Below are 16,546 nucleotides of genomic sequence, written 5' to 3' on the forward strand. Positions count from 1 at the left end.
CGGCTTGATCTGTCAGGAAGCGCGCGTGAACGCCGCATTCTCCCGCGCCATTGCGATCATCGAACGCGCATGTCTCTCCGCCACCACGCGCGGATCCGTACCATAGCCACCGCCCAGCGCGCTCGCGATCGGCAGATCGCGCCCGCGCACGGTTTCGACCACGTAGCGATCGCGGCGCTCAAGCCCCTCGTCGGTCAGCGCGAGCCGGCCCAGCTTGTCGTTCTCGTGCGGGTCGACCCCTGCCTGGTAGAGCACGATATCGGGCGCGAATTCATCCAGTACGTGCGGCAGGTGCGTATCCAGAACATCGAGATAGTCCGCATCGCTCGTCCCATCGGGCAGCGCGACATCGAGGCTGGAGCGGGCCTTGCGAACCGGGAAGTTCTTCTCCGCATGGAGCGAGAGAGTGAACACATCCTCGCGCCCCGCAGTCAGCGCGGCGGTGCCGTCGCCCTGATGGACATCGCAATCGACGATCAGCACGCGGCGCGCGTCGCCTTGCGCGATGAGACGGTTGGCGCACACCGCCAGATCGTTGAACACGCAAAAACCCGCACCGGTATCGTAGAGCGCGTGGTGGCTCCCCGCCGCGCTGTTGGCGGCGTAGCCATGCCGCATCGCGAGCCGCGCGGCGAGCCAGGTGCCGCCATTGGTATGCGCCACCCGCTGCGCGATATGCGGCGTGACCGGAAAGCCGATCCGCCGTTCCTTCTCGTACGGAACCTGCGCGGTGAACACCTGCTCGACATAGTCGGGGCAGTGGACCGCCTCCAGCCATTCGCGCGGGCACGGATCGGGCGCGTGCTCGGTAATCGGATGGCCGCTCTCGCGCAGCGCGACCATTACCAGCTGATACTTGTCGAACCGGAAGCTGCCGCGCGTCAGCGCGGGCGCCATGTAGTCGACGTGATGAACGACGTGGAGCAAGCTACTCCGCGGCTTCTACCGCCGGGGCGGCATGCGGGTCGAAGGCGACATCCTCGCCCGCCTCGATCCGGGCGGCTTTCTCTTCCACCAGCCGCACGATGTGGTCGAGCATGCTCTCGTCTTCCACATGGTGGTCGGTCACGCCCGACAGATAGACCATGTGCTTGCCCTTGCCGCCGCCGGTGATCCCGATGTCGGTCTCGCGCGCCTCACCCGGGCCGTTGACCACGCAGCCGAGGACCGAGAGGCTCATCGGCGTTTTGATGTGTTCGAGCCGCTTCTCCAGCGCCTCGACCGTGCGGATCACGTCGAAACCCTGCCGCGAGCAGCTGGGGCAGGAGACCACGCGCACACCGCGGGTGCGCAGGCCGAGGGCCTTGAGCATCTCGTAGCCGACGCGCACTTCCTGCTCGGGCTCGGCCGAGAGGCTCACGCGGATCGTGTCGCCGATGCCGGCCCAGAGCAGGCTACCCATGCCGATCGAGGATTTCACCGTTCCACCGATCAGTCCTCCCGCCTCGGTAATGCCGAGGTGCAGCGGGCAGTCCACCGCTTCTGCCAGCCCATGATAGGCGGCAACCGCGAGGAACACGTCGGAGGCCTTAACCGCCACTTTGTATTCGTGGAAATCGTGATCCTGGAGCAGCTTGATATGGTCGAGCGCGCTTTCGATCAGCGCTTCGGGGCAGGGCTCGCCATACTTCTCGAGCAGGTCCTTCTCGAGCGATCCTGCGTTCACGCCGATGCGGATCGCGCAGCCATTGGCCTTGGCGGCGCGAACGACCTCGGCCACCCGCTCGCTGCTACCGATATTGCCCGGGTTGATCCGCAGGCACGCCGCGCCCTTGTCCGCCGCTTCGAGCGCGCGCTTGTAGTGGAAGTGGATGTCCGCGACGATCGGGACATTCGCGGCGCGGGTGATCTTGTCGAAATGCCGTGTCGCCTCTTCGGTCGGGCAGGACACGCGGATAATGTCCGCTCCCGCGTCCTCGCACCGGCGAATCTGGTCGAGCGTCGCGCCGACATCTTCGGTCGGCGTGTTGGTCATGGTCTGCACGCTGATCGGCGCATCGCCGCCAACCGGCACATTGCCGACCATGATCTGCCGCGACTGGCGGCGTTCGATATCTCTCCAGGGGCGAACGGACATGAGGCCTGTATAGGCACTCATGTCCGCCGGGAAAAGCCGAATGGCCCCTTTGATGCGTCAGCGCGTCAGAAACGCGCGCCGAGCGATACCGCGAGGATATCCGCGTTCCCCGAGCTGTCGGAGCGGATCGTGGTCGCGATTTCCGCCGGAGTGCCTTCGAAAAAGGCGTCCGTCCGGTCGAGCGGCGCGTCGTTCACGAACACGTGCGAATAGCCGAGGTTCGCGGAGAACCGGTCGCTCATATCATAGGTCAGGCCAACCGAAGCCCACACCCGGTCGGCATCCGGCACGCGGGCGGAGCGGTACGCGTCGGTGATCGGCGATTCGTCGAAGGCCGTACCGGCGCGCAGCGTCAGCTTGTCGGAGACGTCATATTCGCCGCCGAGCGACATCGACCAGCTGTCCTTGTAGTTCTGTTCGGAAATCTGCGGCGGCACGCCGCCTTCGGGATAGATCGCGATCTCCTTGAAATCACTCCAGTCGTAATAGCGCCAGGTGCCGAAGACGCGCCACGGCGTATCCGTGCCGAGCTGGATGCTGAGGGTGGCGATGTCGGGCAGGGTCAGCGGCGCGGTCGCGTCGACCGTCGCATTATTGCCCGCCAGCGGGCCGAGCAGGCCGGAAAGCTCGAACGTGCCTTCCAGATTCTGCTTCACCTGCGAGCGATAGTGCGCGCCGATCCTGACGGGGGCGAGATCGACCATGATGCCCGCATTCCAGCCGATCGATATGTCGTCACCCTTCACCCGGGCGAAACCGTCCGGTGCGGTGGGGGACAGATTGGGCACCGCATTGGTCAGCTCGACGTCGATATACTGCACGTCGATGCCCGCGCCGACGGAGACATTGTCGCCGATCTTTACCGCGAGGCTGGGCTGCACATTCAGCGTGAAGACGTCGGCGCGCAGCGTGTCGTAGCGACCGAAGAAATCGTCGTCATACTCGGCGATCAGACCGAACGGCGCGTTGACCGCAAGGCCGGCCCACACGTTGTCGCTCAGCTGCGCGCTGATCGCGCCCGAGGGAACCAGGAGTGGCTGGGGGAAGGGGTTGCCGCCATTGCTACCGCCGGTCGGAACCGAGACGGGCAGGCCGGGCACGCCGCGCGTGCTGCCCTGATCTTCCTGCGAGGCGGTGAGGAACAGGAACTGCGAGGCTGCTTCGACCTGCACGCCGTCCAGCTTGGTCATCGATGCGGGGTTGAAATAGATCGAGGCGGGGCCGTCGGCGGCCACAGCCGCGCCGGACAGCGCGCGCCCGGTTTCCTTGGCGGACTGTTCCTGAATGAGAAATGCGCCTGCGAATGCCGGATTGGCGGAGCACAGGATGGCGAGGGCGGGGAGGGCGCGAAGGCCGTAAGTGAGGGGTTTTGTCATGCCGCGCCTGTTGCCCCGTTTGGAATGCGGATCAAGGGAATTGGCGCAGTTATCGATAAAATTGAACGTTTTGGCATTGGGCTGTGCCCGCGCGATCCTGCCGGGCGTAGGAATCGGGTCGGATCTGGGGCACAGGATGCAGCATGAGTGAAGCGACAGACACCGAACCCGGCACGCCATTGCTGTTCGCGCGGGTGCTGGACGGTACGGGCGGCGGCCGCGCGATCGACTGGGCGGGCATCCAGGAGTGGGAGCCGGCGCGGCAGGATGCAGGGCCGGGCGATCAGGTGCTGTGGATGCACCTGTGCCGCAACACGCCGGGCGTCTACGAATGGTTGCAGGAGCGGATCGGCATTCCCGAGCCGACCGCCGAACTCCTCACCAGCGACGACACCCGGCCGCGCGCTTTTCGCGAAGGGAACACGCTGGTCGCCACGCTGCGGGGCATCAACTTCAATCCCGGGGCAGAGCCTGAGGACATGATTTCCATGCAGGTGTGGAGCGACGGGGTCAGGTTGATCACGCTGCGCCGCCATCCCTTACAGACTCCCCGCGAAATTCTCGCGCAGATCGATCGCGGGGCGGGACCCGGCGATGTCGGCGCGATCGTGACCGCGCTGACCGAGTCGATGGTCACCCGGATGAACGCCTCGATCGTCGACATGAACGAGCAGATCGATGCGCTCGAAGACATGGATATGGACGACGATCCGGAGGCCATGCTGGGCCGGATCGCGACCATCAGGCGCAATTGCCTGGGGCTGAAAAGGCACATGGGGCCCCAGCACGTTGCCTTCGAACTTATCAGTCGCGAAGCGCCGCCGTGGTTCGAGGAGCACGACCGGCGCGAGATTGCCGAGACGATCGACCGGCTGCGCCGCTATCTCGACGATATCGACGTCAGCAAGGAAAGCGCGGTGGTGCTGATGGACGAGCTGCGCACCCGCGCGCTCGCCAGCAATGAACGCGCAACCTACATGCTCACGATCGTGGCGGGCATCTTCCTTCCGCTCGGTTTTCTTACCGGGCTGCTCGGCATCAATGTCGGCGGGATGCCGGGCGTGAACGACGGCCATGCCTTCTGGTGGGTGACCGGCATTTGCCTGGCGATCATCGCGGTGCTGATGGCGATCTTCAAACGATTGAAGTGGCTGTGAAGATCGCCCTCCAGCCCTAGGAGGCCTGCTTGTGCGCGGGGATGAATTCCTCGCGCACCGCCTTGGCGATCAGTTCCAGCGGAATGATCCCTTGGGCGAGCAGGAAGTCGTTGAATTCCTTCTCGTCGAACGCCTCGCCCAGCGCCAGCTCGGTCTCGACGCGCAGGTCGATCAGCTTGCGGTAGCCGTAGTAGTAGGCGCCCGCCTGCCCGGGCATGCGGAACTGGTAGCGATCGAGCTCCTGTTTGGTCATGCCGGGCGAGAACAGCGCTTCCTCGCGCAGCACGTATTCGGCTTCGTCGCGGCTCATCAGGCCGAGGTTGAGCGCGGGGTCGAGGAAGGCGCGCGCCGCGCGCAGCAGGCGGAACTGCTGGGCGATGAACTGGCCTTCGATCGGCTCGTGCGGCATCATCTCGGCTTCGGCATAAAGCGCCCAGCCTTCCACGTTCACGCTGTTGAAGGCGTAAAGCATCCGGGCAAGCGACACGCCCTGTTCGACCAGCGCGGCGAACTGCATCTCGTGCCCGGGCCGGGCTTCGTGCGCGCTCAACGTCCAGGCGGCGGCGGGGAAGTTGAAATCGTCGTATGCGTCGTCCGCGCTGGCGGTCGGATTTCCGACGGTGAGCACGAAGGTGCCCTGTTCGCCGGTGTTCCCGATCAGGCGCGGCGGGCGCATGTGCGGGGCGGGCTGGGCGGCACTTTCCGCCTCGCTCGCGACGCGCATCTGCAACTCGGTGTTCGGAATGCTGACGATGTCGTTCTCGCGCGCCTTGGCTTCGAGTTCGCGGTTCACGCCGCGATAGAAGTCCTCGATCTCGTCGTTGGGGATGGTCTGCTGCTTCAGGCGCTTCATCACCCCGGCCATGTCCGTCTCGGGCCAGCCGTTCTTCTCCGCGATCTGCGGCGCGAGCGCCTCCATCTGCGCGCGGATCTCGTAGAAGCCGCGGCGCGCCTGGCTCATCGCCTCGCGCGGGTCCATGTCGATCCCGACATCGCGCAGGTTCAGCGCGTAGAGTTCCTCGGGCAGGCGGGCGGTGTCGCGCGCTTGCGGCAGCACGGTTTCGCGGGTCCACTCGCCGTAATCGGTGAACTGCGTTTCCATCGCATCGAGCGCTTTGTCCGCCCCGTCGATGTCATACTTGTCGAACAGCTCGCGGATCCCGGCGACGAAGGTCGGGATCTTGGCGATCGATTCTTCGACCTCGACCCGGTACGGCCCGATCTTTCCATCGCCCCGGCTCGCTTCGAAGTGGGCCTTGGCCTGCTCGGTATAGGGCTCGTAGCCATCCTCAACGCCGGTATACTTGCGCAGCAGTTCGAGGGCGGAGTCGTGGCGGCTCTCGGCCGTCTGGTCGGACAGGATCGAACCGATCGCATAGAAGATGCCCTGCGGCAGCTCGGCCCATTCGAGCATGTATTTGTCGTTCAGCTCGCTCTCGGTGATCTCGAGGTCGAGATTGTCGATCAGGATCGCGAGGTCCTGCTTGACGAAGGGATTGCTTTCCCGCGCCATTGCGGCGGTGAATTCGGCCTTCAGTTTCTTCGCTCCGGCGACGTAGCGCTCGTCCGCGTCGAGCGAATAGTCGAAGGTCTGCCCGTCGTACTGATCGTACCCGGCGGACGAGGCGCCTTCGGGAGAGAACTGCGCTTCGAAGTCGATCAGTTTCTGCGTGTAGGCATTGCTGGTCTCGACCCAGTCGGGCTGGGCGGGCGCGCTCTGCGTGGTTTCGGCCTGGGCGAAAGCGGGTGCGGCGGGCAGCAGCGCGACGAGCGCGATGGCGGCGGCGAAGGTCTTCATGGTCAGGTATTCCCCCTGGATATTCTGCGGGCGAGGCGTGCGCCTGCGGGCCGGGATTGGCAAGGGTGGGCTCGACGAACGACAGGCCGGGGCGGACAGCCGAACGGGCCGCTAAAGCCTGAGTTCGTAGAGAAATTCATCATCGCGGTGATTGCCGACCCAGAAGTCTATGTCCGCGATCTTGGCGAAGCCATACCGCTGGTAGAACCGCTGAGCGCCGAAATTCTCGCTCCACACCGATAGCTGGACCGCATCGTGGCCGCGCTCCCGCGCCTCGGCCATCGCCCAGTCCATCAGCGCGGCACCGATGCCCTGCCCGGTCAGCTTCGGCTGGGTGTAGAGCTGGCCGAGCGCGATCGGGTTCGCCGCGTCCGAATACCCCGCATACCCGCTGGGCGCGCGCAGCTTGACGTAACCCAGCAGCCGTTCGCCATCATCGGCGAGGCGGTGGATATGGCAATCATCGGCGATCTCGCCGGCAACGGCGTTTTCCGCATAGGCCTGCTCTAGGAAGGCGGCGAGATCTTCGGGCTTGTAGAGATGCTCGAAAGCCGCGCAGAAACTCTCCCGCCCCAGCGTGGCGAGTGCGGGTGCATCTTTGGGCATGGCGGGGCGCAGGATCATGGCACCGGCCTAGCGCGCGCCACCACGCAGGGGAAGCTGGACCGGGCGGGGCAAGCGCGGCATTGTCTCGCCCGCATCAGGAGAGATTTTCATGCGCGCCATCATCGCACTCGCACTCGCAAGCTTTCTGACCGCTCCGGCGCTGGCGCAGGAGGACTACGAGCCGGGCGAGCCGCGCTGGTCCTTCGCGATCCACGGCGGCGCGGGCACGATCGAGCGGGTCAATATGACCCCGGAGCAGGAGGCGCAGTATCGCGCCGCGCTGGATGCCGCGCTCGAAGCAGGTTCGGCGATCCTGCGCGATGGCGGCAGCGCGATGGATGCGGTGACCGCCGCGATCACCCTCATGGAAGACGACCCCAAGTTCAACGCCGGACGCGGTGCGGTGTTCACGTGGGATGGCACGATCGAGCACGACGCCGCGCTGATGGACGGGCGCGACCGCTCCGCTGGCGCGGTCACCGGCATCGGCACGGTGCGCCACCCGATCCTGCTCGCGCAGGAAGTAATGCGCGACGGGCGGCATGTCTTCCTGAGCGGTGCCGGGGCGGAGACCTTCGCCGACGGCACCGATCTGGTACGGGTGCCCAATGAATGGTTCCGGACCGAGAGCCGGCTGCGGTCGCTCGAACGGCTGAAAGCTGAAAAGCTTTCCGCAATCGATGTCGATTACAAATATGGCACGGTCGGCGCGGTCGCGCTCGACCTCGAAGGCAACATGGCGGCGGGCACCTCAACCGGCGGGCTGACCGGGAAGCGCTGGGGCCGGATCGGCGATGCGCCGGTGATCGGCGCGGGCACCTATGCCGACAACCGCAGCTGCGCGGTCTCCGCCACCGGCGCGGGCGAGTACTTCATCCGGGTGGGCGTGGCGCAGGAAATCTGCACGCGGCTGCGGCTTGCCTGGAACGACCTGCTCGAAGAAGCGGAAGAGAGCGTGCCGCGCGACGAACTCGGCTTTCCCGAATATGCCGTGCACGCGAGCGAGCTGTGGCTGGACGAAGACGATGTCCGGCAGGTGGCGGACGAGGTGCTGGCCGAGGTGAAAGACCTGGGCGGCAACGGCGGGGTGATCGTGGTGTCGCCTTTCGGCCCCGCCGTCTTCAGCTTCAACACGCCGGGCATGTATCGCGCCCGCGAAACCAGCAAGGGCGTCAAGGAAGTCGCGATCTTCGGCGAGGGCGAGTGATCGCAGCCGCATGACGCAGGGTGACACGTGTCACCCATGTGTCACCCTGAGAAAGTTCATATCTCTCAAGATCTTGGGGTACTCCGGGTGACGCTTTGCGGATTCTGGGCCGCGCGGGTGAGAGAGAGGACGACAACGGGAAAGAGCCGTCGGCATGCTAGCTCGAGCGGCGCGTGTAGGACAGTCCGGCGGTCCCCCTCCCCACTTGTCCCTGTGGGAAAAGCGGGGAGGTTCTGCGTTGTCGGGGAGAGAGTTCAGGCCGCCCGCGTCGCGCGGCGCAACACGTCGCCGAAGCCGTAGGCGATGCAGTCGTGCTCGCGGTAATAGCCGCGCTCCTTGAGCAGGTGGTGCAACCGCGCGAGGCGATATGGCGGCACGCCCGCGAAAATGTGATGCTCCAGATGGTAGTTCACATTGCACGGGCTGAGCAGCAGCGCCTCCCACCAGCGCGGGATCGTGGTGCCCGTGTTGATCCGCGCATCTATCGCATCGCGGTCCTTCGCGACGCCATGCTCGGAAATCTGCCGCAGCCTCATGGTCAGCGGGTAGACGAAGATCCGCGCCGCCCACCACATCAGGTACGCCCACGGCGCACCCACCGCGAGCAGCGCCATGAACAGCAGCGTGTGGAACAGCACCGACGGACCGGTCTGGCTCCACTTGAAGTTTTTGATCTCGCCAAGAAGGTCGCGAAACCCGGTCTGGCCGGTGATGTCGCGGATCAGCTTGCGCTTCAGCGAGGCGCGCGTGACCGGGTAGGATTTGACCATCCACTTGTCCGGATCGTCGGGCGTGCCGGCGAACTTGTGATGGTCGAGGTGGTAGCGGCGATAGAGATCGAGCGGGACATGCGCCGCCGCACCGCTGATCCACTTGCCTACAAGGACATTCAGCTTCGGCGTGCGGAAGAACGCGCCGTGCGCGCAGTCGTGGGTGATGATCCCGAAGGCCTGTATGCGTCCGCCCAGAATGATGATCGCGGCAAGGATCGTCAGCGGGTTGGGCCAGAGGATCGCGACCGCGAAGGCGGCCACGGCGAGGCCCGCCTGAAACAGCACGGTCGCCGCCGCGCGCGCATCCGATTTGGCGCTGAGCGCGGCGACTTCATCGCGTGTGATGTAATCGTTGATCGCGGGGGCGTGTCGCATAAGTCTCTCCGATCACAGACAATACCGGATCGGCGCGAGTCGGGCAATCAGCCGGGGGAGATCAGCGAAGGGCCTATCAGCGCAGGGGTGGCCCGCCCCGGTCGACCTCGGCGTGCTTGTCCGCCTTGCGCTTGCCGAAGCGCATGTCGGCCTCCAGCTTGGCGCGCAGCGCGGTGTAGAAGGATTCGAGGAAGGCACGCTCGTCCCCCGATCCTGCCTGCCAGCCGATCTTGCGCACGATCGCGGCGTGCACCGCGGCCAGCGTCTCGTCATCGCCATCGCGCAGCACGCGTTCGAGCGATTGCAGCTCGTACTCGCCGTAGACCTCCAGCTCTTCCGGGCCGAAGCGATAGGCCGCCTCGGCCGCAGGCTCGCTCTCCTGCCGCAGCGACAGCGCCTCGACCAGCTTGCGGCGCGGTGCCTCGACCACCCAGGTCCCCGCGACCACGTCGCCCGCGCGCAGCGCGTCGCGGTTGAAGAAGGGGAACAGCATGAACACCGCGAACCACAGCGACCCGACCAGCCATGCGGGGCCGGAGCCTGCCTCGCCCGCGGTGCTGAAGAAGGTCAGCGGCAGGAAGATCTCGATCTGGCGCAGCAGGTTGCGCGCGATGATCGCTTCGGCAGTCAGCCGCTCGCCCGACTGGCCCTGCGGCCGCGCGGCGACCCTGATGCCCACCGCCCGCTTGCCCAGCGTGGCACCGCGCGGGCCCATCTCGAAGAAGATGAAATAGCCGTTGAACGCCAGGAACAGCACGATGAAGAACACGACCACCAGGAACTCGCCCGCGCCCGTGCCCAGCGCGTCCAGCTGGTCGAGATTGATCCCGACCAGCAGCAGCGCCAGCGCGATCAGGAACAGGCTGACGAACATGATCACATAGTCGAGGATCAGCGCGATCAGGCGCGAGCCGCGCGTGGCGAGTGTCACGCTCAGCGGCACGCCTTCGGGCGTGACGATCTGCCGCTGCCGCTTGGCATCGAGGGATTTGCTAGCGGTACTCATGGCGCGCTCGCTCCCTTGCGCTCGCGGCCGACCAGCACGAACAGCGCTGTCCACGCGATCGCCATGAACGCGCCGATGATCGCGCGCGCCTCCGGCCCGGCGAGCTGGCGCGGGAAGGCTTCGAGGATCGCGGCGAAGATCAGCATGAACACGCAGCCCAGCATCACCAGCGCTGCGCGGCGGCCTGCCTCCGCCGTCGCGGAGAGGATGCTGGCATCGCCGGGAAAGGCCATCCGCCGCCCGACATGCACGCCCGCCGCGCCCGCCAGAAGGATCGCGGTCAGCTCGGTGGTGCCATGCACGCTCAGCCAGGCAAGGAAGTCGGGCAGCAGGCCGACCGAGTTGTACAGCCACGCCATCGCGCCCAGCAGCGCCATGTTGTAGATCAGCAGCAGCAGCGTGGGCACGCCGAAGGCGAAGCCCAGCGCGAAGGCGAGGATGCACACGCTCGCATTGTTGTAGAACAGCTGCGCGGCGAAGGCGGAGAGGCCGCCCGCGCCATCGGCAATCGCCAGCGTTTCGGCCAGCTGCGCGCGGCTGGCACCGGGAACGCGGGCGTCCGCCATCGAGCCGGGGACCAGCGCGAAATACCATTCGACATTGCGCGCAACCAGCAGCCAGCCTGCCGCAACCCCGGCGGCCATGGCTGCGAAGGCGAGCAGGATGTCGAGCCAGATCGCCCGCACCGCGCGGCTCCAGCCACCCCGGAAGAATCCGCCGAGCCAGCGCAGCAGGCCGCTGCGCGGGCCATAGACCTGATACCAGGCGCGCTGGACCAGATCCTCCAGGAAGCGCAGCGTCGCCGCGTCGAGCGAGGTTTCGCGCGCGACAGCCAGGCTCGATGCGGCCTGCCGGTAGAGTACAGGCAGGTCCATGATATCCTCGTCCGACAGGCGGAAGGCGAAGCCGCGTTCCAGCCGCCGGACGATCTGTTCGAGCCGCCGCCAGTCGCCCTCCCGCTCCAGCCTGAAACGGTCGGAACGGAGCGCTGCCGCCTCGATATCGGGCTGTTCGGGCAGGGGCTGCGCGGCGAAGGGGTTGCGGATGGTGGGGGCCTTCATCCTGCGATCGCCTCCTGCGTGCGCAGCGACAGATAGCGGTCGATCACCGCGAAGCCGAGCTTGTCGTAAGGTGCCTCGATCACGTCCACGCCCATCCGCCGTAGCCGGGTGAGCACCAGCTGGCGCTGGCGCGAAAGCGCGTCGGCGGTGACCGCGCGTGCGACGTCGTCGACGCTGTCGGGCGCGGCATTGGTGAACTGCGCAAGCTCGCGATCTTCCAGCGTGACGAACACCACCGCGTGGCGCTGGCTCAGCCGCCCGAGGCTCTCGATCATCAGCTCCGCCGCAGTGGTGTCGCTGAAGTCGGAGAACAGCACGACCAGCGACCGGCGCTTGAGCCGGGCGGAAAGGGTGGCGAGCGCGAGGGTGTAGTTCGCCTCCTCCCCCTGGCGATAGTCGAGCCCCGCCGCCGCCTGCTGCAACCGCGCAAAGGCGCGCGTCTCGCCAACGAAGGGGCTGGCGAGCACGGGGCGCCGGGCAAAGCCGAACAGCATCGCGCGATCGCCGCCCTTGAGCGCGACATAGGCGGCGGTCAGCCCCGCGCTGATCGCCCGGTCGAGCCGGGGAACGCCGTCGATCGGCTCGCACATCGCCTGCCCGCAATCGAAGGCGAACACGATCTGGTTGTTGCGCTCGGTCTCGTTCTCGCGCGCATAGAGCGCGGCGTGGCGGGCGCTCGCGTTCCAGTCGATCCGGCGCTTGTCCATCCCCGCCTCGTATTCGGTCAGCGCTTCGAACTGGGTGCCTTCGCCGCGCCGCCGCCGGGCGATCAGGCCCAGCTCCGCATCGCGCAGCAGCGCCTGCAATGGGCGCGAGCGGATCGGCGAGAGGTCGGGCCACACACGGATTTCCCGTTCCAGCGCGATCCGCTGCTGGCGGCTGCCGAGGCCCCAGGGGCCATCCCATGCGAACCACAGGGTGTCGACCGGCGCGGTGCCGCGACGCTGCGGCACCAGCTGCGTCTGCGCGGTCCACACATCCTGTTTACGTCGCAGAGCCAGATCGGCGCGCCCGCCCGGCGCGAGTCGCGGGTCGAGCGACACGGCGGCGCGCACCGCTCCCGGAGTGCCGCCGATGTCCGCCGACACGCTCAGCGGGGCAGGCTGGCCGATCTCGACATCGCCGTCATGCGCGATTGTCCATTCCCCGAGCGTGCCTGCCCGCGCGGCGTCGATCAGCACCAGCACCAGCAGCACCCCCGCCGCGACCGGCACCGCCAGCCACGCCTGTGGCGCGAGCAACGCGACCGCCAGCGCCAGCGGCGCGGCCAGCGCGACGATCCGCGCGGTGCGGATGGTGGGGAGCAGGGCGGCGGCCATGGTGCTAGCGCGGCGCCTCGGTGCTTTCGATCAGGTCGTCGACGATTCCCTCGACCTCGCGCCCCTCGATCTCGGCGGCGGCGGAGAGGATCAGGCGGTGCCGCAGCACGGCCGTGGCGAGAGCCTTGATATCGTCGGGCACCACATAGTCGCGCCCGTCGAGCGCGGCGCGCACGCGCGCGGCATTGCCCAGCAGCACGGCGGCACGCGGGCTTGCGCCCGTGGCGAGGTCGGCATGGCTGCGCGTCGCGCGGACCAGCCGGACCACGTAATCGACATTCTCCGGCGCGAGCGTGACCGCCTTCACCGCGGCAATGGCCTGCTGCAGCGCGTCACGCCCCGTCACCGGCTCGATCCCGAAGGCCTCGGGCCGGGGCGGGCCCTGTTCTGCGCCGAATCGCGAAACGATCCGCGCCTCTTCCTCCTCGCTGGGATATTCGGCGAGCAGCTTGAACAGGAAGCGATCGAGCTGCGCCTCGGGCAACGGGTAGACGCCCTGGCTCTCGATCGGGTTCTGCGTCGCGACGACCATGAAGCGGTCGGGCAGCAGGTGGGTCTCCCCATCCAGCGTCACGCGCCGTTCCTGCATCGCCTCCAGCAGCGCGGCCTGCGTCTTGGGCGGGGTGCGGTTGATCTCGTCCGCCAGCAGCAGCTCGGTAAAGATCGCGCCGCGCGTCAGGATGAACTGGCTGGTCTGGAAGTTGAACAGGTTGGAGCCCAGGATATCGCCCGGCAGCAGGTCGGGCGTGAACTGGATGCGCCCGTAATCGAGGCCCGTGGCCCGCGCGAAGCACTGCGCGAGGAAGGTCTTCGCGGTCCCCGGCGGGCCTTCCATCAGCACGTGGCCCTGCGCGATCAGAGCGATCAGCAGGTGATCGACCATCGCCTCCTGCCCGATGATCGCCTTGCCGACCTCTGCCTTCACATCGGCGGCCAGCGTGCGGAGCGGTTCGAGTTCCTGGGTCATAGGGTCCTTTCGAGATCGCGGAGCGCGCGGGCGGCGCGCAGCAGGTCTTTGCGGTTGCTGGCCGAGGCGAGCGCCTCCAGCGCAGGGTCGAGCGCGGGGGCACCGCGCGCGGCGAGTGCGCGCTCGATCCCCTCGTCATCACCCGGTTGCAGGCCGAGCCGCTGGGCAATCCGCGCGCGCATCAGCGATGCGTAAGGATCGCGCAGCAGGCGCATGCGGCCGCTGCGGGCGATCACCTGCGCGCCATTGGCGACCAGCTGGCTCTTGCCCGGGGCGATCGCGGGGGCGGGGCGCAGCGCGGGGCCGAAGCGGGCGAAGGCGCGCCACATCGCGATGGCCAGCGCCAGCAGCAGGGTCAGCGTGGCGGCGAGGAAGGGCGGCTCGAACGCGAGGGTCAGCAGATTGCGCGATCCGCCCATGCCGTTGAGCGTCAGGTCGAAGCGGACCGGCCCGTCGGTCCCCTGCCGGGCAATGTCGATCAGGTCGAGCGCCAGCAGCGCGCGCTTTTCCTCGGCCATGCCCCAGTTGTTCATGAGATCGGGTTCGGCGACCAGCATCACGCCATAGACCGGCGCGCTGTCGCCACTTTCGGGATCGAGATAGAGATCGCCATCGAGATAGCTGCCGTCGTCGGCGAGGTAGGCGGCGAGCATGCGACCGTCGCCATCCTCCACCAGCGGGGCGAGGAAACCGCTCTCGCTGCCCGCGCTGTTCTCGGCGTCATCCGCTTCGATTTCGACCGCCGCCAGCGCATCCTTGCTGGGCAGGGTTCCGCTCAGGCCGAGGCCGCGCCAGCGCGCGGCGCGGTCCTTCAGCTCGATATGCGGGAAGGAGAGCGTGCGGCCATCGATCGTCATCGCCCAGTCTTCGCTCGCGCCCAGCAGATGGACCCAGCCGGGCTTGCTGTTCCTGTCCCCCTGCGCGGGCATCGCGAACCACTTGGGCGCGATGATCATTGTCGGGCCGATGGTCCGGCGGCGCTCGATGATCTCGGCGAATTCCTCCTCGTCGATATTCGCCGGGGGGGTGAGGACCAGCAGGCCGGGATCGTTCAGCGCACCGCGATCGCGCGACCGCTCGACCCACACGCCGTCTTCTTCGAGCAGGCGCGTGAGCCCGGCAAATCCGGCGAGCCCGGTGCCCGCCGCGTGCGCCTGGCCATTATTGCCGCTGCCTTCCAGCCCGCCCCGCCCGATCAGGAACAGGAAGGCGACGAAGGCGAGCGCCGCGAACAGCACCAGCGCGAAGGTGCCGCGCTTGCCGAAGGCGCCGGATGGCTGTGCATCGGCCATCTCAGCCACGCTCCAGCGCGAAGTCGGCATAGGCGGCGCGCGCTTCGTTCCAGTCGCGCTCGGTCAGGTCTTCCAGCGCGAACAGTGCGCGTTCCACACTGCGCGCGATCGCGGCGAAGGCGCGCCGACCGGCGTCGGGCAGGGCGTCGAGCCGGGACAATTCGCGCGCGGTGCTGGACGGATGGACCAGATCGGGGCGGCGATTGGCGATCTGCCCGATGCTGCGCGCCAGCAGCAGGCGCACCGCCTCGCCATAGCGGCCCTGCGCGGCGAGCGCGTCGGCATCGCTCAGCAGCGCCTCGGCCTCGGCGCGATCGGGCAGGGTATCCTCGGACTGGTCGGACGCCTTGCTGCGCCGCTTGAGCACCGGAATGTCGAAGATCCGCACGATCAGGAGCACCAGCAGGGCGACGCCGATCGCGATCAGCACCCACATCAGAACCGGCCACGCGGCAACGAACAGTCGCGCTACCGGGGCAAGCAGGTCGACCAGGAATTCGCCGAGCGCGCGCAGCCATTCGGGCGTCTGGGGCGGATCGGGCTGTGCGATGGGCGCGAACTGGATGTCCGAATCGCTGCGCACCGCGCGCCAGGCGTCCACTGCCCCCTCACTGGTCGCTGCCCCTGTCGTCACGCGGGCGGGCTTGGCATGGCCTACACGGGGCCGCAAGCCGTCGCGTTCGCGAATGGTTCGTTTCGCAACGCCAGCGTGGCACTTGCGCATATCGGGCGCTCTGGCTAGATCGCGCGCGCACCCTTCCTGCAGTCTCCCATTCCAGAAACGGCCAGGCACATTTCGATGAAAGACAATCGCAACACCGCATTCGGGTGGATCCTGTTTTCCGGCGTCATCGCGCTTGGCGCGTCGAGCATCAGCTCGATGTACTTCCATGCCGACGATAACGAGCTGCCCGAAGGCGCAGAACCTGGCTTCTTCATCCAGGCGGACGAGGAAGAAGGCGCCGCCGATGCTGGCCCGCCGTTTGCCAACCTGCTCGCCGCGGGCAGCGCGTCTGCGGGCGAAGCGGTCTTCGCCAAGTGCACCGCATGCCACACGATCGCCCAGGGTGGCGCGGACGGCATCGGTCCGAATCTGTGGGGCGTTCTGGGCAAGCCGATCGGCAAGCACGCCGCCGGTTTCGCCTACAGCTCGGCTCTGTCGGGCCACGGCGGCGACTGGACTTATGAGAACATGGACGCCTGGCTGACCAGCCCGAAGGCCTTCGCCAACGGCACCAAGATGAGCTTCGCCGGGCTTTCCAAGGCGGAAGATCGCGCCAACGTGATCCTCTATCTGCTCGAAAATGGTGGCGGCCCGCCGCTGCCCGCACCGGTAGCCGAAGAGCCTGCAGAGGGTGAAGAAGACGCCGATTCGCCGGGCGAAGGCCCCGGCGCGGTGGAAGGCGCGGAAACCGGCGAAGCCGAAGCGGCGAGCGCGATGGGCGCCGATCAGCCGGTGCCCGAAAGCGCGCCCGCGACCAATCCCGAAGGCTGAGGGCTGACGGGGCGGCGCTCTGTCGCCCCGGAGCAAC

General features: G+C 67.3%; 15 protein-coding genes. 3 read left to right on the forward strand and 12 right to left on the reverse strand.

The features are described from left to right. Nucleotides 1-12 precede the first annotated feature (12 nt). The 3 genes from VO57_004245 to VO57_004255 form a co-directional block, all read right to left on the reverse strand. A complete protein-coding gene (locus VO57_004245; GenBank protein ID XBL70562.1) occupies nt 13-927 on the reverse strand; it encodes a histone deacetylase in 915 nt (304 codons plus the stop codon). 1 nt (nt 928) lies between these two features. Continuing rightward, the gene (gene ispG / locus VO57_004250) at nt 929-2,077 is read right to left on the reverse strand and encodes a flavodoxin-dependent (E)-4-hydroxy-3-methylbut-2-enyl-diphosphate synthase (GenBank protein ID XBL70563.1); all 1,149 of its coding nucleotides are present in this window, start codon (nt 2,075-2,077) and stop codon (nt 929-931) included. A 65-nt stretch (nt 2,078-2,142) separates the two neighbouring features. Next, nucleotides 2,143-3,453, reverse strand: coding sequence for a porin (locus tag VO57_004255; GenBank protein XBL70564.1), 1,311 nt, complete (start codon nt 3,451-3,453; stop codon nt 2,143-2,145). A gap of 143 nt (nt 3,454-3,596) precedes the next feature. Here VO57_004255 and VO57_004260 point away from each other — a divergent pair, with 143 nt between their 5' ends. Next, complete coding sequence (locus VO57_004260) at nt 3,597-4,610, forward strand: zinc transporter ZntB (GenBank protein XBL70565.1); 1,014 nt, start codon at nt 3,597-3,599, stop codon at nt 4,608-4,610. 16 nt (nt 4,611-4,626) lie between these two features. Here VO57_004260 and VO57_004265 read toward each other — a convergent pair whose 3' ends face one another. Together VO57_004265 and VO57_004270 are read right to left on the reverse strand one after the other, a co-directional pair. Next, on the reverse strand, nt 4,627-6,408 hold the full coding sequence (locus VO57_004265; GenBank protein ID XBL70566.1) for a DUF885 domain-containing protein: 1,782 nt from the start codon (nt 6,406-6,408) through the stop codon (nt 4,627-4,629). Between the two features lie 111 nt (nt 6,409-6,519). Next, entirely contained in the window at nt 6,520-7,032 is a 513-nt protein-coding gene (locus VO57_004270; GenBank protein XBL70567.1) for an N-acetyltransferase, read from the reverse strand. Nucleotides 7,033-7,123: 91 nt separating this feature from the next. Between VO57_004270 and VO57_004275 the strand changes: the two genes are divergently transcribed. Continuing rightward, nucleotides 7,124-8,221, forward strand: coding sequence for an isoaspartyl peptidase/L-asparaginase (locus tag VO57_004275; GenBank protein ID XBL70568.1), 1,098 nt, complete (start codon nt 7,124-7,126; stop codon nt 8,219-8,221). 254 nt (nt 8,222-8,475) lie between these two features. Here VO57_004275 and VO57_004280 read toward each other — a convergent pair whose 3' ends face one another. The 7 genes from VO57_004280 to VO57_004310 all read right to left on the reverse strand — a co-directional run bounded on the left by VO57_004280 (nt 8,476) and on the right by VO57_004310 (nt 15,648). Beyond that, nucleotides 8,476-9,369 carry a fatty acid desaturase family protein gene (locus VO57_004280; protein XBL70569.1) on the reverse strand — a complete coding sequence of 298 codons (894 nt, stop codon included), beginning with the start codon at nt 9,367-9,369 and terminating at the stop codon, nt 8,476-8,478. Nucleotides 9,370-9,445: 76 nt separating this feature from the next. Further along, nucleotides 9,446-10,375, reverse strand: coding sequence for an RDD family protein (locus VO57_004285; protein ID XBL70570.1), 930 nt, complete (start codon nt 10,373-10,375; stop codon nt 9,446-9,448). Then, nucleotides 10,372-11,436: a stage II sporulation protein M gene (locus VO57_004290; protein ID XBL70571.1), complete on the reverse strand. Its 1,065-nt coding sequence runs from the start codon at nt 11,434-11,436 to the stop codon at nt 10,372-10,374. The genes VO57_004285 and VO57_004290 overlap by 4 nt, the downstream gene beginning before the upstream one ends. Beyond that, a complete protein-coding gene (locus VO57_004295; protein ID XBL70572.1) occupies nt 11,433-12,755 on the reverse strand; it encodes a DUF58 domain-containing protein in 1,323 nt (440 codons plus the stop codon). The genes VO57_004290 and VO57_004295 overlap by 4 nt, the downstream gene beginning before the upstream one ends. A 4-nt stretch (nt 12,756-12,759) precedes the next feature. Further along, the gene (locus VO57_004300; GenBank protein ID XBL70573.1) at nt 12,760-13,722 is read right to left on the reverse strand and encodes a MoxR family ATPase; all 963 of its coding nucleotides are present in this window, start codon (nt 13,720-13,722) and stop codon (nt 12,760-12,762) included. Then, nucleotides 13,719-15,014 carry a DUF4350 domain-containing protein gene (locus tag VO57_004305; GenBank protein ID XBL70574.1) on the reverse strand — a complete coding sequence of 432 codons (1,296 nt, stop codon included), beginning with the start codon at nt 15,012-15,014 and terminating at the stop codon, nt 13,719-13,721. The genes VO57_004300 and VO57_004305 overlap by 4 nt, the downstream gene beginning before the upstream one ends. A gap of 1 nt (nt 15,015) precedes the next feature. Then, complete coding sequence (locus VO57_004310) at nt 15,016-15,648, reverse strand: hypothetical protein (GenBank protein XBL70575.1); 633 nt, start codon at nt 15,646-15,648, stop codon at nt 15,016-15,018. A gap of 165 nt (nt 15,649-15,813) precedes the next feature. On the opposite strand from VO57_004310, the gene VO57_004315 reads away from it, so the two are divergent. Continuing rightward, entirely contained in the window at nt 15,814-16,509 is a 696-nt protein-coding gene (locus tag VO57_004315) for a c-type cytochrome (protein XBL70576.1), read from the forward strand. Nucleotides 16,510-16,546 lie beyond the last annotated feature (37 nt).

It is taken from the genome of Citromicrobium bathyomarinum, from assembly GCA_001306305.2.
GTDB classification, from domain to species: Bacteria; Pseudomonadota; Alphaproteobacteria; order Sphingomonadales; family Sphingomonadaceae; genus Alteriqipengyuania; species Alteriqipengyuania bathyomarina.